At 43.7% G+C, this 17569-nt stretch carries 19 protein-coding genes; 3 read left to right on the plus strand and 16 right to left on the minus strand.

From position 1 onward, the window contains the following. Positions 1-36 precede the first annotated feature (36 nt). From ABDV94_RS04995 to ABDV94_RS05025, 7 genes are all read right to left on the minus strand, one after another. Positions 37-738 carry a hypothetical protein gene (locus ABDV94_RS04995; RefSeq protein ID WP_343605296.1) on the minus strand — a complete coding sequence of 234 codons (702 nt, stop codon included), beginning with the start codon at positions 736-738 and terminating at the stop codon, positions 37-39. A 129-nt stretch (positions 739-867) separates the two neighbouring features. Continuing rightward, on the minus strand, positions 868-1134 hold the full coding sequence (locus ABDV94_RS05000) for a hypothetical protein (RefSeq protein ID WP_343605297.1): 267 nt from the start codon (positions 1132-1134) through the stop codon (positions 868-870). A gap of 6 nt (positions 1135-1140) precedes the next feature. Next, positions 1141-1971 (minus strand): hypothetical protein, encoded by an 831-nt coding sequence (locus ABDV94_RS05005; RefSeq protein ID WP_343605299.1) that lies wholly within the window; start codon positions 1969-1971, stop codon positions 1141-1143. A gap of 60 nt (positions 1972-2031) precedes the next feature. After that, complete coding sequence (locus ABDV94_RS05010; RefSeq protein ID WP_343605301.1) at positions 2032-2577, minus strand: hypothetical protein; 546 nt, start codon at positions 2575-2577, stop codon at positions 2032-2034. 168 nt (positions 2578-2745) lie between these two features. Further along, positions 2746-4002 (minus strand): hypothetical protein, encoded by a 1257-nt coding sequence (locus ABDV94_RS05015; protein WP_343605302.1) that lies wholly within the window; start codon positions 4000-4002, stop codon positions 2746-2748. A gap of 149 nt (positions 4003-4151) precedes the next feature. After that, entirely contained in the window at positions 4152-4856 is a 705-nt protein-coding gene (locus ABDV94_RS05020) for a LytTR family DNA-binding domain-containing protein (RefSeq protein ID WP_343605303.1), read from the minus strand. Next, positions 4853-5881 (minus strand): histidine kinase, encoded by a 1029-nt coding sequence (locus ABDV94_RS05025; RefSeq protein WP_343605304.1) that lies wholly within the window; start codon positions 5879-5881, stop codon positions 4853-4855. Before ABDV94_RS05025 ends, ABDV94_RS05020 begins: the two co-directional genes overlap by 4 nt. Positions 5882-6022: 141 nt before the next feature. On the opposite strand from ABDV94_RS05025, the gene ABDV94_RS05030 reads away from it, so the two are divergent. Continuing rightward, on the plus strand, positions 6023-6841 hold the full coding sequence (locus ABDV94_RS05030) for a DUF5694 domain-containing protein (protein WP_343605306.1): 819 nt from the start codon (positions 6023-6025) through the stop codon (positions 6839-6841). A 29-nt stretch (positions 6842-6870) separates the two neighbouring features. Next, positions 6871-9255, plus strand: a complete 2385-nt coding sequence (locus ABDV94_RS05035; RefSeq protein WP_343605308.1) for a TonB-dependent receptor — start codon at positions 6871-6873, stop codon at positions 9253-9255. A 9-nt stretch (positions 9256-9264) separates the two neighbouring features. Here ABDV94_RS05035 and ABDV94_RS05040 read toward each other — a convergent pair whose 3' ends face one another. The 7 genes from ABDV94_RS05040 to ABDV94_RS05070 all read right to left on the minus strand — a co-directional run bounded on the left by ABDV94_RS05040 (position 9265) and on the right by ABDV94_RS05070 (position 13341). After that, entirely contained in the window at positions 9265-10230 is a 966-nt protein-coding gene (locus tag ABDV94_RS05040; protein WP_343605310.1) for an alpha/beta hydrolase, read from the minus strand. Between the two features lie 97 nt (positions 10231-10327). Then, complete coding sequence (locus ABDV94_RS05045; RefSeq protein WP_343605359.1) at positions 10328-10699, minus strand: VOC family protein; 372 nt, start codon at positions 10697-10699, stop codon at positions 10328-10330. 213 nt (positions 10700-10912) lie between these two features. After that, positions 10913-11338, minus strand: coding sequence for a response regulator (locus tag ABDV94_RS05050; RefSeq protein ID WP_343605311.1), 426 nt, complete (start codon positions 11336-11338; stop codon positions 10913-10915). Beyond that, positions 11338-12075 (minus strand): response regulator, encoded by a 738-nt coding sequence (locus tag ABDV94_RS05055; protein ID WP_343605312.1) that lies wholly within the window; start codon positions 12073-12075, stop codon positions 11338-11340. The genes ABDV94_RS05050 and ABDV94_RS05055 overlap by 1 nt, the downstream gene beginning before the upstream one ends. Before the next feature lie 84 nt (positions 12076-12159). Beyond that, positions 12160-12537 carry a hypothetical protein gene (locus ABDV94_RS05060; protein ID WP_343605313.1) on the minus strand — a complete coding sequence of 126 codons (378 nt, stop codon included), beginning with the start codon at positions 12535-12537 and terminating at the stop codon, positions 12160-12162. Between the two features lie 30 nt (positions 12538-12567). Next, complete coding sequence (locus tag ABDV94_RS05065; RefSeq protein WP_343605314.1) at positions 12568-12906, minus strand: hypothetical protein; 339 nt, start codon at positions 12904-12906, stop codon at positions 12568-12570. An 81-nt stretch (positions 12907-12987) separates the two neighbouring features. Continuing rightward, positions 12988-13341: a helix-turn-helix domain-containing protein gene (locus ABDV94_RS05070; RefSeq protein ID WP_343605315.1), complete on the minus strand. Its 354-nt coding sequence runs from the start codon at positions 13339-13341 to the stop codon at positions 12988-12990. A 96-nt stretch (positions 13342-13437) separates the two neighbouring features. Here ABDV94_RS05070 and ABDV94_RS05075 point away from each other — a divergent pair, with 96 nt between their 5' ends. Further along, a complete protein-coding gene (locus ABDV94_RS05075; protein ID WP_343605316.1) occupies positions 13438-14037 on the plus strand; it encodes an NAD(P)H-dependent oxidoreductase in 600 nt (199 codons plus the stop codon). 196 nt (positions 14038-14233) lie between these two features. Here the strand turns inward: ABDV94_RS05075 and ABDV94_RS05080 are convergent, their stop codons facing one another. Together ABDV94_RS05080 and ABDV94_RS05085 are read right to left on the minus strand one after the other, a co-directional pair. Then, positions 14234-15982: a TauD/TfdA family dioxygenase gene (locus tag ABDV94_RS05080; RefSeq protein ID WP_343605317.1), complete on the minus strand. Its 1749-nt coding sequence runs from the start codon at positions 15980-15982 to the stop codon at positions 14234-14236. Then, positions 15979-17565 carry an L-tyrosine/L-tryptophan isonitrile synthase family protein gene (locus ABDV94_RS05085; protein WP_343605319.1) on the minus strand — a complete coding sequence of 529 codons (1587 nt, stop codon included), beginning with the start codon at positions 17563-17565 and terminating at the stop codon, positions 15979-15981. Before ABDV94_RS05085 ends, ABDV94_RS05080 begins: the two co-directional genes overlap by 4 nt. Positions 17566-17569: the final 4 nt, after the last annotated feature.

Below are 17569 nucleotides of genomic sequence, written 5' to 3' on the forward strand. Positions count from 1 at the left end.
GCGAAATTGACAGAATCAGTGGCAAATCCGATTTTTTCAACATCCCATCGGTTCTTCAAAAATCAGCAGATACGTTTGCTTTCCCCGCTTACCTGTTCCGGAAATCCGCACAAAAATTCTTCCGATTCCGACAATTGGTCTCCCTTCCTTTTGGGTGTACACTCCGGTCAGACTGTCTTCAACGGCTTTTTGTTCCAATTCGTCTACCGTATAGCGCGGAAACCGGTGTGATTCCTTCAAACTGATCTCCGGCATGTAATACCTTCCCGCTTTCGGGGAAAGCACTTTCCAGGGCGAGGTATAATGCTTCCAGTCGAGCAGGTCGAAATGTTCGCCGGAAAAACTGATCGTGAGGCTTGTCTCGTATGCTGTTTCCACTTTGACATCAGTCAATGACCCTCCGGTTACAAATAGACGCTGTCCCTGAATGGTTTCCGGAATGGTATAATACAATGCCACAGCATCCGGATTACTGGATTTGATTGAAAAAGTGTCCTGCTTGCCGGCCAGGTAATCGACCCGCAATTGAAGATCGCGAAACTTAATGAAAGTCGAACTGTCTGCCAGGTAAACACGGCTGGTTAATCCGTTTTCATCTGTTTCAAAATTCATATTTCCGGATTCCCTTTCGGCTTTGGCAGTATTTCCCACCTGTTTGTTCGTTTGCCCGGATGGGTTTGAATGGCAGGCAAGCAGCAAAAAGAGTGCTGCGAAATACCCGGTTTGAAGTGATTTCATGTTCAGATTTCGGAAGAAAACTACTAGGTTATAAGCTTCAGGCTGTTTCCACAAATACACAAATGCTATACGAGGCTACCGCCTCTTCTTAAAAAGACAATAACTTGTAGACTCTGAAACAAATCTATATTACTTGATTGAATACCAAATAACATCACTATCAGGCTCAACAACAGCGATCCAAGGTTCTCGATTTTGTTCACCAGCAAAATCAATAACCATATCATTATCTTCGTATTGAGTTTCGGGAGTTCTAACTCCAACAACCATTCTTCTAGTGCTTCCGTCAGCTTCTATATATGAATGCTTCGCTTCAATGACAATATGATGGTAACCATGAGATTTTAGCCAAGAAACTACTACTCTTTCTTCCTTTTTATGTGCTTCTACGATCATCTCCTCTTACTTTTTTAATTCATCAATTTCATCTCTAACGTCCTTTGGAATTTCCATCTTTAATGCCTTAGATGAAAATTCCAGCAAGTTCTTCACATAACCCTTCACAGAATAATTAGTTACGTCCTTATAACATTCTTTCAATTTAGCAAAATCCTGATAATTTGCAACTATTTCATCAAAATAAATGTGCTCTTTCCTAATGACAAGTATGTGTAAGCTGTCCTCCGTGTATATTGGACTAATCGTCGGCAAATATAAATCACAGGCTGTAAAATTAGTTTCTTCTTCTGGATAAATAATGAACATTTTTGAAATGCTTAAAAGACTCCCCATAAAACGTTCAAATTTTGCAGCTCTAATCCACTTGTCAGCAAATACTGTTCCACCTTCGTAATAAATCTCCCAATACTTAACCAAAGTATATCCTTTCTTTTCTTTCAAATATAGAGCAACGTAAAAATCTGCTTCAATATCAATTAGCTTCATTAATTCTGAACCAAAATCATCTTTGATTTTCGTTGCATCATCTTTATTTGGGACTTTTTGTACTGCCAAATGAAAAAACTCATGCAAAACAACTATTCGAAAGTAATCAAATGAACATTTTCCACATTGAAGAATATGCATATTGAAAGAAACACGACGTTTATCAATATTGACCTCCATCATAGAGTCCTTATCATCGGAGGGAAAATCAAATGTATGCTCTATATAAAACGATTTTTGGATTATCTTCTTATCAAATAACCATTGAATAAATTGATTAATCTCATTTTTTAAATTTTCAACCTCATTTCCAGCACTGGAATTGACTTCATTTATTTCATCAGACATAGTGGTCTATTTGTTTCGAATATAATAAGTTTCTATTAATTCGAAACAAAACAGAAAAAATCAAATTCTTCGTCCTTCCCGGTGTCTGCGTTTTTTGTATGCCAGATTCAACAATGATCCGTTGGCAAGTGTCCAAAGAAAAATGGCAAGCCCCATCAAAGCTCCGAACTGTCCGATTAACTCATACGGCAGGAAAGCCAAACCACTGACTACGGAAGTCAGGATAATCTGGGTAACCGAAAAATGCTTATTCAGTAAATACTTGGTGATGATCAGGAAAAACAGCGATCCCAGTGCCCCGGCCAAAACAGTGATGTATTTGACTTGTCCTTCACCCGAAAACAACCAGGCGCTCCCATGATAAATCCCAACGGAAAGTACCACATGCAACAAAATCCGGACATCTGAATTGGAATGACTACGGCCCCTGAAATAGCAGGTCGTAAGCGGAAATGTTAAGCCTGGTAAGAGTAACATGAGTGAAACAAACAAACCTTTGGTTGCATCTCCCGAATCAACCGACCAGCAAAGGAAGAAATAGAAAGCTCCTGTTAACAGCGAATTGAACAGTGGCTTGTTCTTTTCGTAAATAGTGACCTGCATCATAGCATTGTGTGTTAGTGATTACTTCACTCATACACAAAAGCAGCCGGTATAGCTGTAATAAACTTTGATCCAATTTAGGCCTTTCTGCTTAGTTCTCCTAACAAATCACCAAAAAAAGCTTCACCGGGAGCTCATTTTAACAATCCGATTTCCGGTCAAACGAACTGATTAGTCTTTTACTTTCTCCAGCTGTTCCAGCCAGTCGCGCTCGTTTGAAAGGTATACATCCGGTTTGACTCCCGTTCCTTCATACGACAGGTAACTCCGCCAATGATCCTTCAGGTCGGAAAAACAGATCCGGAATTTTCCGGAAGGCGTTTCTTTGTCTTCTGCATAATTTCTGCCGTAGGTAATCATTCCGCGGGTATTGTCTCCGTACAAGATTACCTTCGGATTACTTTTCCGGAGCTTGACGATAAACTGTTCAGCATTACTGACGGTGTAAAAATTCATCAAAACGGTAATCGGCTGACGGTGCTTTTTGAATAACTCATAAAACTGTTTGGAGCTTTTATCTCCACCGCCGCCATTGTTCCGAAGATCCACCATGAGATTATGTCCGTGGATAGAATCTTTGATCCGTTCGTAGAAGGCTTTTGCTTCTTTGATTCCGTCATTGGAAGCGTTGAAACTTCCCAGCTTGATGTAGCAGGTATTGTTTCCCAAATTGCGGAACACGAATTTCTGATCGGGATACGCCGCCATGTAATGATTGGTTTTCTTCCATTCTTTCTGCCATTGGGCGATTTTGAATTCTCCGTCTGCGAAACAATCCATTACCGAAAAGAGTTGTTTATCGACAAATCCCCCCATCACCAGGCGGAAGCGGTTCGTTTGTTTCGGAAGCAGGTAGAGCATCTTTTCGCCGCGTTCCCAGGACGGAATTTTTGTTTCGAGGACAATTCCCTGCAACACACCATCCGGACAACGCACCACTGCAATCTTGAGATAATTTCTATACACATATATTCCTTCTGGATCTTCTGTTTTTCGTCCGGATAACTCATGCTCCAGGCTATCCAGGTTCAGTGTTGTTTTCGGGTAAAAATTGTAGTCGGATGACTGTTTGATGTTCCGGAGAAAAGCTTCATCCGACAGGTCAGCGAAAGAAAAAGAGGCTGCATTTCCCGAAATTTCATTGTGGAAGTCTGCCACCTCATCGGTTAACTCCAGCAATTTCAGGTAACAATCGAGCGTACTCATTTCCATTGAAAGCAACTGCGTTCTTAAACGTTGGTATTTCGCCTCAACAGCGGCATGCGTTGCCTTTTGCGTTTTGTATGAACTCGTCTGCTTCAGGTTTTGGTACACAAAATCCAAATCCTTCATCCAGGCAGTTACAACAGCGTTTTCCTGCCCGAAACTATTCAAAGCCAGCAAAACCAGTAGCACACAGCTCCATTTCTTTATTATCGGGAATTTCATATGTCTTTGTTTCCAAAAAAGTTTAATCGGTTGAAAGCGTTCCAGGGTATCATACTTCGACAGGCTTGGTATCCCCTTTTAAAGCATGTCAACTTTTGAACTTTTTCAACTCATCGCATTTTTTTATTATCCTTCACTTAAGCAGATCCTTATTTCTTCGTCAACCATTCGGCAACCAGTTTCCGGTACGTTTCACCAATCGGGAGGTATTCCCTGTTCTGCATCTGGATTTGGTTTCCGTCGATCAATTTGATTTTATCTGTCGGGATAATGTACGAGCGGTGAATGCGGATAAAACGGCTGGACGGCAGTTTTTCCAGGATGTCTTTCATGTTTTCCAGTACCAGGATTTTCTCATTCGGCGTATGGATGCGGATATAATCCTTCAATCCTTCCACATACAAAATATCGTCGAATGCAATCTTGTAATGCTTTCTGTCAGCACGGACAAACAACGAATCTTCCTGCTCCACCGGCATGGATGCAAAGGAATCACGCCACTGGATGAATTTCTCGACCCCTTGATAAAACCGGTTAAAGGTAACAGGCTTCAGCAGAAAATCGATTACGTGAAACTGGAATGCTTCCAGCGCATATTCGGGATATGCCGAAGTGATGATAAAATTATTGCTCCGGTTGAACACTTTCATCAGTTCGATTCCAGTCAGTTCGGGCATCTGGATATCCAGGAAGATCAGGTCCACGTCCTGCGTTGTTACCACATCGATGGCTTGGTGCACATCGCTCCCGGCATAAAGTACATTGAGCGACGTGATTTTCTTCGCATAGTCTTCGATCAGCCGCACCGCTAAAGGTTCGTCGTCAATAATCACACATTTGATCGGAGATTTCATCGGAGTTGGATTTGAAGTTTGGCACTAAAATGAGCATTTTCCCTGAGCGTTTGCAGCCGGTGTTTATTCGGATAGAGGATTTCCAGCCGGGTTTCCAGGTTTTGAAGCCCGATCCCGCCCAATTGATCTTTTTTCTGGTTCCCGATTTCGTTTTTCACCTCAAATTCCAATTTCTCGTTATCGCAATAGAGCGATATCCGAATCGGGTTTTCATGGGAAAAAGCTCCGTGCTTCAGGGCATTTTCCACGAAAGGAGACAATAAATACGGCGGAATTTCGATGTGTTCGTTTTGAACATCAACTTCCCATTCAACGAATGATTTTTCGTAATGCCGCAATTCTTCCAGTTCAATGTAGGATTTCATGTAATTGATCTCTTCTGATAAGTGCACCTGGCTCTTCTGTGCTTCGTAGGTCGTGAAACGCATGATATTGCTCAGTTTCTCAATAGCCGATAAAGCGTTCGGCGACTGGAAGTGAACCATCGAATAAATGTTGTTCAAGGTATTGAAGATAAAATGAGGGTTGATCTGTGCTTTCAGGAATTTGATCTCCATATTCTTCTGTTCCCGGATCATGTAGTTGTTGTAATCCAGTGTTCGAACCAGCAGGATCACCGACCACAATACCGTGCTGAGAATAATCGGGTAAAAGCTGTAGAATAAGTTGTCGTAATAGTAATAAATGATTCCCGTACCCGGATAGTAATTGTGTTTCCCGAAAAGAGATGGCATCAGGACTTCTTCCAGCAGGTAGCGGGCAGTTGCAAAAAACAGGTAGCTGGTGAAGAAACCCAAAACCGCCCTTCTCCACCGGAAGGGTTTGAACACCCGTTTCAGTACAAACAGGTAGTTCAGGTAAAAGGTTGACACGTAAACGATATATCCCGTTACCTGGAACAGCGTGATTTCCGCAAAACTCACTCCTTGGTTACTAACAATGACCAGGTTGTAATAAGACCAGATCAACCAGAACACCAGGTTTATGACGATTTCTTTTTTAACGGATACGGAACTTTTATACATCTTGAAATTCGTTTTTGTAAAGCTAGACATATCGTTTCAATCCGTTTCAGGGGTTTGTAGATAAACTCCGGGGGTTCGTAGATAAAAGTTTCGGCCGTCAGACTCTTTGTCAATTTTTGCTTCATCAAAAAACAAAAACGCATGAAAACACTTGTTATCTACATCGGGTTACTGTTATCGGGACAACTCTACGCACAGGAAACCACAATGGTCATCCCGACCAAACTAGCCGATTCAATTCCTGTGATCAATATGGGAACTTTCCACATGGGCTATTCCAATGACGAACACACCACGGAGTTTGATGAATACAACAAAGAGAATGTGCGCCAGATTCATGAAATTGCACGCATGATCGCCGGGTTCAAACCTACTGTCATTATCGTGGAAACACCACCTTCATTCAACAAAGCTCTGCAGCAGGAATACCTGGAGTACCTGAAAAATCCGTCGATGAAATTCGAAGCTCCTTCTGAAATCGAACTGCTGGCTTACGAAATCGGCCGCCTTTCGGATTGCAAACGCATCTACGGAATTGATTTCAAGGAAGGCTATAATTATCTCATCAACCGCAATGTGAAGAAGAACACCGACAGCATCACGTTCAACAACTACTGGAAGATGATTAACGACTTTGACACCAAACACCCGGAAGACCAAATTCCCCTGTTCGAATTACTGAAAATGCACAACCGCCAGGCGTATCTCGACATGATGATCAACGTCAATGCAGATATTCTTACACATGTTTCTTCTGAAGGAAAAGCCCAGGGAGCCGATGAAGCCGCTAAGTTCTACCACCGGAACCTCGTGATGTATTCCAACCTGAATCAAATTAACCTGACCAAAGATGACCGGGTCTTTATCCTGATGGGAGCCGCACATACCGCTTTCTTCAATGATTTCATGAGACGTAGTCCCAAATACTTCCTGGTCGACATTTTCAAATACTTAAAATAATTCATTCCGGCATAAACCCATTTACAGTTATGAAAAAGAGCCTGTTTCTCGTTTTATTTTTATTTTCATTTTCAGCCAGTTACACCCAGACGTTTCAACTAACGGGTAAAGTCCTGAACCAGGAAAAAGCACCGGTTGAATACGCCAATGTATTCCTGATGAATGACAGCATCAAAGCCGGTCAGACACTGACCGACAGTGCCGGAGGATTTACCATCCGCGCAGCCAACGGTGTATACACACTTCACATCCAGCAATTCGGTGAAAAACTCCTGCAGCGGGAAATCATTCTGCTGGGAGACACCGATTTGGGGAACATCGAAGTCAACGAATCCCAGTTACTGGACGACGTGGTAATCGAAGGGCGTAAAAAGATCATCGAGCGCCAGGCAGACCGATTGGTGTTTCATGTCGAAAATGCCGCTACGGCCGGAGCCAATGCACTGGAAGTTCTGAAAGCAACGCCGATGGTGCGCGTACAGGACGAAACGGTTTCGATCGTGGGGAAAAGTGAGGTATTGGTCATGATCGACGACCAGATCCAGCGCATGTCTCCGGGTGATTTGGCAAACCTCTTACAATCTATTCCAGCAGACCAGATCAAAAGCATTGAAGTGATCACGACTCCGCCTGCCAAATATGAAGCGGAAGGAAACAGCGGGTTGATCAATATCCGCCTGAAATCGGCACGGGCAAATTCCTGGAATTCCAGCATCGGGGTTACGTACCGCCAGAAAACCTATGCCGGAGGGATGGCGTATGGAACCTTTAACTACAACCACAACAAACTGTCCCTTCAGCTTTCGATCAACAGCGGCGAGCAAAAGTACCGAACCACTTCTGAAAGCCGAACGTTCTATCCTTCCGAGACCTGGAGAATCGATGCGACCGATATTTCCAAAACAACCGGTTCGGGAATCACTGCCGGACTGGATTACAAATTCACTAAAAACTGGACTTCCGGGCTGCGCTATTCCGGGAACTTCACTTCAGAATCAGGTGGAAACAAGCCGCTGACCTCGCGAACAGAAACGGCATCTGCCCTTCCCCATTCCTACATTGCTTCCGGTATCAACTCCAGCAATAAACCAACGATGAACTCGTTCAACTGGTCGAATACGATCAAAGCAGATTCTTCGGGGCGAACGCTGACCATCGATCTGGACTATTTCAACTACCAGAAGAAAGATTACCGTTTCTTCTCCGGAAATGAGCTGGACGAAAACCATTCGGTTATTCCTGCAACCTTCTTTTCATCGGTGAATTCCAACACAAACCATATTCAGAATTATTCCGGGAAAGCGGATGTTGAACTGCCGTTCCGCACGTTTCAGTTCTCTTTTGGAGGAAAGGTTTCTTACACGGAAACGATGAATGACCTGCGTGTTTATGACCTTGAATCCGGGAACAGCGTTTTGAACACCAACCAGTCGAATGAATTCCGCTACCGCGAATACAACGAAGCCTTATACACTTCCTTCCACAAAAAACTGGGTTCCAAATGGAATGCCCAGGCCGGACTACGCGTTGAATTCACCCAAACGGAGGGGTATTCCAGAAACCTGGATCAAACGAACGTCAACAATTACATCAAACTATTCCCTACGGCTTTCCTGACGTACGAACCAAGCGATAAGCATTCTTTTTCCCTGAACTACAGCCGCCGCATTTCACGACCGAATTTCGATTACCTCAACCCGTTCATTATCCGTTCGAGTCCGTATTACTATTCGGAAGGGAATCCGTTTCTGAAACCGTCTTTCATCGATAACCTGGAGTTTTCCTACATGTTTCATCAAAAATGGGTTTCAACGCTGTATTACTCCCAGTCTTCGAACTTTTCCCAAAGTTTGTCCATTCCGGATCCGGTAACGAACGTGGTTAAAAATATGCCGCTGAATTATGCAGACATGTACCAAACCGGGATTTCGACCTACTACAATTTCAGTAAGTGGAGCCGCTGGAACTCTTTTACGGGAATCAGTGTCACAGTTCAGAAAATCAAGTCGCGGGCAGATTTCATTCAATCCATTTCGGGGTGGAATTCCTACTTCTATTCCAACAACGACTTTACGATCAACAAATCCAAAACGCTGATCGCAAGCGTGAACTATGGATTACAGCTTCCGGGACGCTACCAGATTTTCCACATCGCAACGATGCATATTCTGGATATCTCGGTTCAATCGCTGTTCTTCAACAAAAAACTTTCGGTTGCTTTCACGCTACAGGATGTATTGAACGGCCAGCGCCCACTGATCCGCTACGTTTCCAACAATGTATCAACGGACATACGGAATTACAACGATTCACGCGGGTTCCGCATTTCAGTCGGGTACAAATTCGGAAATGATAACCTGAAGTCAAAACAACCACGTTTTGGGAACGAAGACGAGCAAAACCGAACCAATTAACTTCATGCGTTAATCTTCGCTGTCTTTCATTCCGTGCAGGACCTCTTCGATGATCTGTTTCTGGACTTCTTCGGATTTCTGAACCAGCACCGAATGTCCTGCATCTTCGAACAGGAACAGTTGCTTCATCGATGTGTCGAGTACATCAAAATAGGCTTTCGCAATCGCATGATTGGTCTGCAGGTCTTTTCCCCCGATGAAGAAATAAACCGGGCAGTTGATCCGGGGAAGTTCCTGTACCAGGTTTTGACTAACGGCTTTGTTCCAGGTAGGAAGCCAGATGTCTGCCCAAGCTTTCAGATAGTCCTTCAGTACCGTTGTGTCTTTATCGGCAATGGGCTGACCATCGTGATAAAACATCCATTTCCGGGAATAAAAGATATCCATGTAGCTTTCAAACGGAATATGAACCGTGCTCAGTTCTCTTTCTTCGATTTGATTCCCCGCTGCTTTTGCTTCCTCTTTCAATAGATCAACCAGCATTTGTTCGCTTTTGGTTTGATCAACCACCGGACTGAATGCCAGGTAGGCATACAACAAATCCGGGTGCTTTTCTGCCATGCTGAATCCGAGTACCGTTCCCCAGGATTCTCCTGCGAGGTACAATTTCTGCTTGTTGAATTTCCGAAGCAGTTCCTGAACAAGCTGATACGTATCTTCTTCCATCAGTTCCAGCGTGATCGGGCCCGAAGTTTGATTCAGGGCAAGTGTTCTTCCGGTTTCGCGCTGATCCCATTGAACGACCAAAAAGTGTTTGCGCAATTCCGTTGAGAACAGATCTGCTTGTTTCATGCGTGAACTTCCCGGGCCCCCATGTAAAAACAAGATGATCGGAGCTTCCGTCTTCCCCTGGTATGCAATCACCTGACGGATTCCTCCTATTTCCAGGGTGTCATAAACGGGTTCTGTTTGCGCAGTTGCGTTCAGGACGGCGGTAAGCATCCAAAACAGGCAAAAAATGGCGGTGTGTTTCATGTTTAACAGGGTTATCTAATTGCATACAACGATCGCAAAGTACCTGGGGTAAAGCTATGTGTACTTTGTGACCCATGCGGTTAAAATCAAATACAACTTATCGATGCTGATCCAGCAGGATGACGTTTCCATCCGGGTCGGTGAGCATGATACTTCCCGGGCCGCTCGTGTTTTCATCTGCTTCTGCACTCAAAGCAACTCCTTCGCTTTTCAGGTGTTTCTGAATGGTTCTTACATCATCAAACGGCTCTACGTTCTTCGCATTTTCATCCCATCCCGGGTTGAACGTGAGGATATTTCCCTGGAACATTCCCTGGAACAAGCCGATCAGCGCGTTTCCATTTTTCATGATCAGGTATTTTTGTTCCATACTTCCGGCAAAAACATGGAATCCCATTTTTTCATAAAACGTTTTTGAAACAGCCAGGTCTTTGACACTCAAGCTCATTGAAAATGCTCCTAATTTCATCTGTTTTTCTTTTTCAGGTTTATGCTTCATTGGTTCTCCCGTAAAGATAGTCTGAAAACAGAAACCAAAACAAAATGCTGCAACAGTAATCAATCCTGAAAACAGGAAGGCTTTTCTTTTCATGTGATCCGATTTTTATGACGTGAAAGGTACTACCAAATTCGGTCATTCAAAAACAGATTGCATCCAATTTTCCTGTTTTAGACTTGCTGATTACTCCTGATAAATCTCGCGGGTTATCTCGCTGACTTTGTCAAACGCTTCACGATCCTTTTTCAGGTAGGTGCATTTGTATTCTTTGGTGGCCTGCAAAACCACATCAATTTCTTGCTGCGAACTCAGCAAAACGATATTCAGTTCGGGTTTTTCAGCACGGATTTGGCGGATGATTTCCAAACCGGTTTCCGCGTCATAGTATTTCGAATCCAGGAAATAATCCATAATGATGAGATCCGGGTTACGGTGAATTTCCAACAGACAGGTTTCTCCTACCGGAAACACTTTCACTTCCTTCACCGCAGGAACTTCTGCATACAAAAACGTTTTCAGAGTTTCGGCATAGGTCTTATTATCTTCAACGATAAAAACGATTCCGGTTGATTGTGTTTTGGTTTTAAACAGATTTGTCAAAAAACTCATTATTCCTCGTATTGCTTTTTTAACTCATTTATTTCAGCGATAGCGCGGTCACATAACAAAATTACAGAATTTTTCAATTCTGTTATCCGCTTCATTTCCAATTCGGAAAGCGCTAATTGCTCCATTTCAATCAATTGTTTTTCTATCTTATTGAGTCCCACAATAGATACGGATGATTTCATTTTATGGGCTGCCAGGCGGATCATCGAAAAATTTTCCTGTTCCACACCTTCCACTACATCCTGAAGGTTTTCCGGCAGGTATTTCAGGAAGATTGTCATCGTTTGCGCAATGATGTCTTTGTTTCCGCGCATGGTTTTTTCCAGGAAAGACAGATCGATAAACTGTTCGTCATCATTGGTTTTACCGGCTGGCTGCAACTTGCTTATTTCTGCCAGAAGTGCTTCTTCACGCACTGGTTTGAGCAGAATTCCGTTCATTCCGGCCTGGATGTACTTTTGATCAGCGTCTTCGGAAATAGCAGAAGTCAGCGCAACAATAGGAACCGGGTTCTTCAAAATTTCCCGGATATAGACTGCTGTTTCGTAACCGTTCATCCCCGACAGGTTCAGTTCCATCACTACCAAATCGTATGCTGATTCCTGCAGTTTCTCAATGGCTTCTTTTCCGGTTTCGGCATGATCTGAGGTAATTCCATGTTTTTCAAGCAAGGCTGCTATGAATTTCGCACTGATCACCACATCCTCCACAATCAGTATTTTTCCTTTTCGTGTCATTTTCAGTGTGCTTTCATAAAACAACCAAAAGATACTCCTTTTTACTGAATTCCGTCTTGTTTCAAGCGTATTTTCCCCAGCTCTTCACACTTTTCGATGTTTTTCTGTACCGCTTTTCCGCTTGCTGTCCGAGTTAAAATCCACCGCAATAAAATGCGTGCACCGGTTAATCGCTTCCAGATCACGCTGCTGATCGTTTTCAAATCCGCCGAGAACCGTCCAGCTTCCGGCTTGTGTTTTAAATTGATCCGGAAAGTAGCGCGGCTTATCGCCCACATGGTAAACCGTTACCCTCGGGGAAGCACATTTCAGCAATTCCATCGCCAGCGTATCCACTCCTCTGAAATCACAAAGGGAAAAGACAACATCTTCCTGATCCAGGTAGCGATTAATGACTTCTTCGTAATGGCTTTTAAAATCAGAAAAGCGGATATTCCCGTTTCCGAAAATATAAATGTTCATGGTGTTTGGTTTTAAATTGACTTCCGGTTTTTACCCCCGTTTTGTCAAAGCCACAATAAAAAGTCCTGCAGCTGTTACAATCGAAGCTCCTCCTATTCCAATGGCTCCGTAAAAAATCAACCCGGTTTTTGCCAGTGTTGCAAACAAACCGACTCCAAAGAACAGGGAGCCGAGCAGGAGGTAAACCCAGGCTCTTTGAGCAGCTGCTTTGTGGATTCCGCTTCTCACAGTGTCATAGCACATTTCTGCCTCTTCTAAAGGAATTTGCAGCAGTTTACTTGCTTTCCGAACGATTCCTCCTTTCGGTTTCAAGGCTAAAATTTCTCTTTTCATGTATTTCTCCAACTCAGGATTTTTCTCCGGATTCATGGTTGTTTTATTGTTTTACAGGTAGTTATTTCTATCAGCGGATGCGCGCAATCAAATGCGCAGCACCGGGTAAAGATACAATCAATTCAATTCGGTAACCTGGATCCGCGGATTGTTTTTAGCAGCCTCTTTCCCCCATTCAGCAATGGATCGAAGCAGCGGAATCAGTGTTCTGCCGAATTCCGTGAGTTCGTATTCGACCTTCAGCGGAGGTTTGGACGTGTACACCGTGCGGGTGATCAATCCGTCGTTTTCCAATTCTTTGAGCTGTAAACTCAGGGTTCTTTCCGTTACCCGCGGCAGTTCCTTTCTCAATTCATTATACCGCTTTTTCATAGCGAGATGAATCAAAATAACTGCTTTCCATTTCCCGCCGATAAAGCTCATGGTAAGGCTTGTGCTGCAGGGATATTGTTTGTCGTCGATGCAATACATATGCTACTATCCTTTTTGACCGTTATTGCAAAGTTAAAACACTAACATTATGTTTGCAACTATAAAAATGATAGTATAACTTTTAATTCTCAAAACATGCATTTTTCAGACCTTTCAAAGAACCGGTACACGACCAAAAAGTACAACCCGAACCAGCAGGTTTCATCCGAAATCATAGAACAGTTGAAAGAAATCATCCGTTTAAGTCCTTCATCGATCAACAGTCAGCCGTGGAAATTTACTTTTATTTCCGACCCGCAGGTGAAAGAAGCATTGGCAAGCGTTTCATATTTCAACGAACAGAAAATCAAAGATGCCAGTCATTTGGTAGTGTTCAGTGCAATCGACAACATCACGAAATTTGAAACCCAAATCCAGGAACACCTCCCGGAAGGATCGGTAGCTTATTACAACAATTTCCTGAAACCATTGCCGGAAGCGGAGATCAAATCCTGGCTGCAACACCAGGTGTACCTTTCCCTGGGCTTTTTCCTGAGTGCCTGTGCATCCCTGGGAATTGATTCCAGCCCGATGGAAGGAATTAAAACAGAAGAATATGCCCGCATCCTGAAGATGACGGATTACAAACCCTTATTCGCTGTTGCACTGGGCTACCGCGACGCAGAAGACGCCAACCAGCCTTCGGTAAAAGCTAAATCCCGTCTTCCAGAAGAATACACGATTGAATGGGTTTAATGCTATCTGGTAAAGGGATCAATTTGTTTGGGGTTGATCCCTCACACAAGCTATTGTTAAGCAATATAGCTTGTTAGACTAAATAAACCACATAGGGACATAGAACACATAGCCTGTCAGACTTCATAAACTGCGAACGTCTGCCGGAAACATAAAACACATAGCCGATGACGAATAATCAGTTACAATTTATTCATTACCGCGAAAGCACATTCCACAAAAAATAAACCACCACCGGAATCAGAAACGTGTATGCTCCGATTTTCAACCAGCGGGGTACTTTCAACCCGTTTTTCTTGATCACTTTGATTGCTTCCGTTTCGTCCAGTTCGTTGACTTTCCTGATCACCACCCGGTATTCGGAAACAATGACGATCCATCCTGCCGTAAATGCCAGAACAGGCAAATACAGGAACCAAGGAGCCTCATGCAGGAAAAATTCCAGGGAAATTGCTGCCTGAAGACACAATCCCATAAAAATAACCAGGAAAAAGGCAACGTTCATCGCGCGGTGCAGACCGAGGTAAATGATGATCGTATTCAATCCCGTGGCTTTGTCTTCGGTATAATCTTCGGCAGTGTTCAGCAAAATAATTCCCATTTGATGGAAGCCGTAAAGCGAAAACAAGGCTATTTGCAACAGTGATGGAAATCCGGCAGTGATAATTGCAGTATACAGCATCGGGCCGAAAAAAATAATCAGCCACAAACACAGCAATTGCCACAAACCTCTCGATTTAAACTTGAATGGTTTGACGGAATACTGCAAACCGATAAATGTTCCGGCGATTACCAGCGGAATCAAATAGTATTGTTTGGTTGCAATAGAAATGTAGAACGAAATCAGCAATGCGAGTACACCGGAAACAATCATCTGAATTCGCACATTGCGTTTCCCCAGTTCATAGACCGCATTCGACAGGTAGCTTTTGTAGATGGAATCCAGCTCATAATCGGCATAGCAGTTGATCATATCGCCGATATTGAACAGGAGCACAACCGATAACAATCCAAGATAGAGCATCGGGTTCAGGAAATCCTGCCAGGATCCGATACTGAGTAATAAGGGAATCAGGAAAATAGGCAGCTCAGCGAGGAAAAATTCCTTGCGCCGGATTGCCAGGGAGTTTTGAAGAAAGCGTTTCAGGGTTTTCTTCTTCGGGCGGTGAATGATGTTGACACGCTGAATGTGGCGCTCATTCGGATTCAGAAATGCTTCCCGTCCGTGGAGCAACGTGTGGTTATCCGCCAGTACGATGTCGTTCGTTTCCCAGCGGTGCACGTACAAGTATTTCGGATCATACAACAATTCCTTCATTTCTGAAATAAATGCTTCTTCCGATTGACCATTCAATCCGTTCACTTCCAGGGAAACCGGGTTCAAATCATGGACGGGTTCGGCGTAACGCAAAACCTGTTTGTCTTCAACCTCGTGTTTCTGAAGCAATGGCTGTACGATTTGACCACCGTAATGGACTATTTTCTTCGTCGTGTATGTAACCGAAATTTCCTTCCATTTTGCCAGTTGTTCTTCGCTCAAATCCCGAACCACCGCTTCCGTATCGCAGAAAGTAGTTCCTCCCAGGTCTTCTTTTTTTGGCGCAAGCAGGCACTGGAACAAAATAATATGCGGAATAGTTCCCACAAAAGCTCCATCCCAATGCATTGGCACTTCGTGATTGGTAAAAATGTAGTTCCCGGTATTTTCTTTGACCTTCAGTTCATTAATCGCGCCGAATTCCCATTGCAGCGGCTTGCCCAGTTTTTGCCCGAACAAGGCCAGTTCCTGTTTCGGCATGGTTTCATAGCCTCTGAAAACGACTAGTTTGTATTGGCTCACCCAGTTTTCGATCTGGTCAACCGGAAATTGCGTCAACGAGCGGTCGGAATGCTGGTTTCGGATCACCACTCCAAATGGTTCCAGGAGTTCGATGGTGTAATTCATCCCTGTTGAATGAGTGTGTAATAATGTGGTTGATTGTTTTTAGATACCAGTTGGGCATTTGCTGCTTCGGCTTCTTTTCGTTTCATCAGCACATAACCGTCGTCTTTCAGAATAATGACGCCGTGCCAGGGAGTGAGCCAATTGTCTTCCGCCCGGGTGATCTTCACCCCTATTTTTGCTGAATGGGCATGATACGTATGAATGGAAAGCCTGATCGACTGCGGATAAACATAGGTCAGGAAACGCGTCCAGGCATTGCTGTTGCGAATCACTTTCAGTGCTATTTCCCTGGACTCTTCTTTGATCTTACTGGTCGACAAATCCGGGAACAGGTATTTCCTGTCTTCGACAATGAAGCGGTGCATGCCGTTAAACAACTTCCGGAATTCCTCATCGGTTTTCAATCGTTCATACAACCTATCCAGCGATTCCGCATAGGTGTTCAAAACAGTATCTCTCAATTCATTAAATGAGTTTCCTTCGAGTAAATCTTCCAGATTAACAATCTCCACGAATTCCAGCTGCTGTTCTTCGATGACCTCGTTGATTCGCTGCACATAAGTGGAAATATCGTCGTCGCTCACAGCTACCAGCTCGGAAAAAATACGTCCGTCTGAACAGATGGTGATGTGTGCTCCCGGCTCGTAAACACTCCGGATTTCTTTACACAGATTATTCAGTGTATTCAGCGCGATTTCTTCTCCCAGATCGGGCAGTTTTCCAATTACTTTTTCTTCATTGGGCGATTTGGCCGGGAAAGCGGGCAGAATGAAATGGATCGGTAGTGACTGGCTGGTGAAGTAATCGAGATTCAGTTCGTGCTGTTCGAAACAGGCCGCACAGGTTCCGTTTTCACAGGCTTCCGTTCCGTCACTGATTTTCCGGTTATTGAAAATGATTTTCAGAATATCCCGGTTCACCTGGTGCTCGTGCACGTCTTCATCGACTGTCATTTTATTTGCCCAGGAACCCAATTCATTGATCAATGGGAAGAAATGTACCAGCAACGGAAAGGTGTTGGTTTTCCGGATGAGTTTCGCCATCAGACGAACGGCTTGATCGCTGCTCTCCCTGTCGTGGGTTTGAAGCTGTAAAAACATCACAGACCAATGCATCAGGTACAACAAAGCCGGAAGATCCTTCACTTTCTTCGACAATTTGCCGGAGTCCGTTGCTCCGTCAATAATCCTGCGAATGGTTTTCAATCCCATTGCCCGGATATGTGCCGTTTGGAATGACCGAACTGCCAGTGCTCTGTTTTGCTCCAGCAGTTTCCCGATAATATTCCCTAAAAACGCTTCATAGGGTTCCATCAAATCCAGTTTCAGCTTCAGGGCCGTTTCAAAACGTTCGGATAGTTTTCCTTCGGGAATGGAAGCAACCTGCAACTGCCAGTCGGAATTAATGCAGCGGTACAGAAACAGGATGATGTCTTCCTTGTTTCCAAAACGTTTGTACAATTCGTCTTCGTCAATGGAACTTGCCTTCGCAATATCCGGCATGTTTACGGTTTCGTAACCGTTCAATTCAAACAGTTTTACAGCATTTCTGCAGACGATATGATACAGGTTATCTGTTTTCATTGGT

It is taken from the genome of Fluviicola sp. (assembly GCF_039596355.1).
Taxonomy (GTDB): Bacteria; Bacteroidota; Bacteroidia; order Flavobacteriales_D; family Crocinitomicaceae; genus Fluviicola.

Coding starts and splice junctions, on each gene's coding strand:
- ABDV94_RS05025 (WP_343605304.1), bottom strand. CDS start 5,881: ATGTATAAAAGTTCCGTATCCGTTAAAAAAGAAATCGTCATAAACCTG.
- ABDV94_RS05085 (WP_343605319.1), bottom strand. CDS start 17,565: ATGAAAACAGATAACCTGTATCATATCGTCTGCAGAAATGCTGTAAAA.
- ABDV94_RS05050 (WP_343605311.1), bottom strand. CDS start 11,338: ATGAGTTTTTTGACAAATCTGTTTAAAACCAAAACACAATCAACCGGA.
- ABDV94_RS05020 (WP_343605303.1), bottom strand. CDS start 4,856: ATGAAATCTCCGATCAAATGTGTGATTATTGACGACGAACCTTTAGCG.
- ABDV94_RS05015 (WP_343605302.1), bottom strand. CDS start 4,002: ATGAAATTCCCGATAATAAAGAAATGGAGCTGTGTGCTACTGGTTTTG.
- ABDV94_RS05070 (WP_343605315.1), bottom strand. CDS start 13,341: ATGTATTGCATCGACGACAAACAATATCCCTGCAGCACAAGCCTTACC.
- ABDV94_RS05075 (WP_343605316.1), top strand. CDS start 13,438: ATGCATTTTTCAGACCTTTCAAAGAACCGGTACACGACCAAAAAGTAC.
- ABDV94_RS05005 (WP_343605299.1), bottom strand. CDS start 1,971: ATGTCTGATGAAATAAATGAAGTCAATTCCAGTGCTGGAAATGAGGTT.
- ABDV94_RS05030 (WP_343605306.1), top strand. CDS start 6,023: ATGAAAACACTTGTTATCTACATCGGGTTACTGTTATCGGGACAACTC.
- ABDV94_RS05065 (WP_343605314.1), bottom strand. CDS start 12,906: ATGAATCCGGAGAAAAATCCTGAGTTGGAGAAATACATGAAAAGAGAA.
- ABDV94_RS05040 (WP_343605310.1), bottom strand. CDS start 10,230: ATGAAACACACCGCCATTTTTTGCCTGTTTTGGATGCTTACCGCCGTC.
- ABDV94_RS04995 (WP_343605296.1), bottom strand. CDS start 738: ATGAAATCACTTCAAACCGGGTATTTCGCAGCACTCTTTTTGCTGCTT.
- ABDV94_RS05080 (WP_343605317.1), bottom strand. CDS start 15,982: ATGAATTACACCATCGAACTCCTGGAACCATTTGGAGTGGTGATCCGA.
- ABDV94_RS05000 (WP_343605297.1), bottom strand. CDS start 1,134: ATGATCGTAGAAGCACATAAAAAGGAAGAAAGAGTAGTAGTTTCTTGG.
- ABDV94_RS05055 (WP_343605312.1), bottom strand. CDS start 12,075: ATGACACGAAAAGGAAAAATACTGATTGTGGAGGATGTGGTGATCAGT.
- ABDV94_RS05010 (WP_343605301.1), bottom strand. CDS start 2,577: ATGATGCAGGTCACTATTTACGAAAAGAACAAGCCACTGTTCAATTCG.
- ABDV94_RS05045 (WP_343605359.1), bottom strand. CDS start 10,699: ATGAAATTAGGAGCATTTTCAATGAGCTTGAGTGTCAAAGACCTGGCT.
- ABDV94_RS05035 (WP_343605308.1), top strand. CDS start 6,871: ATGAAAAAGAGCCTGTTTCTCGTTTTATTTTTATTTTCATTTTCAGCC.
- ABDV94_RS05060 (WP_343605313.1), bottom strand. CDS start 12,537: ATGAACATTTATATTTTCGGAAACGGGAATATCCGCTTTTCTGATTTT.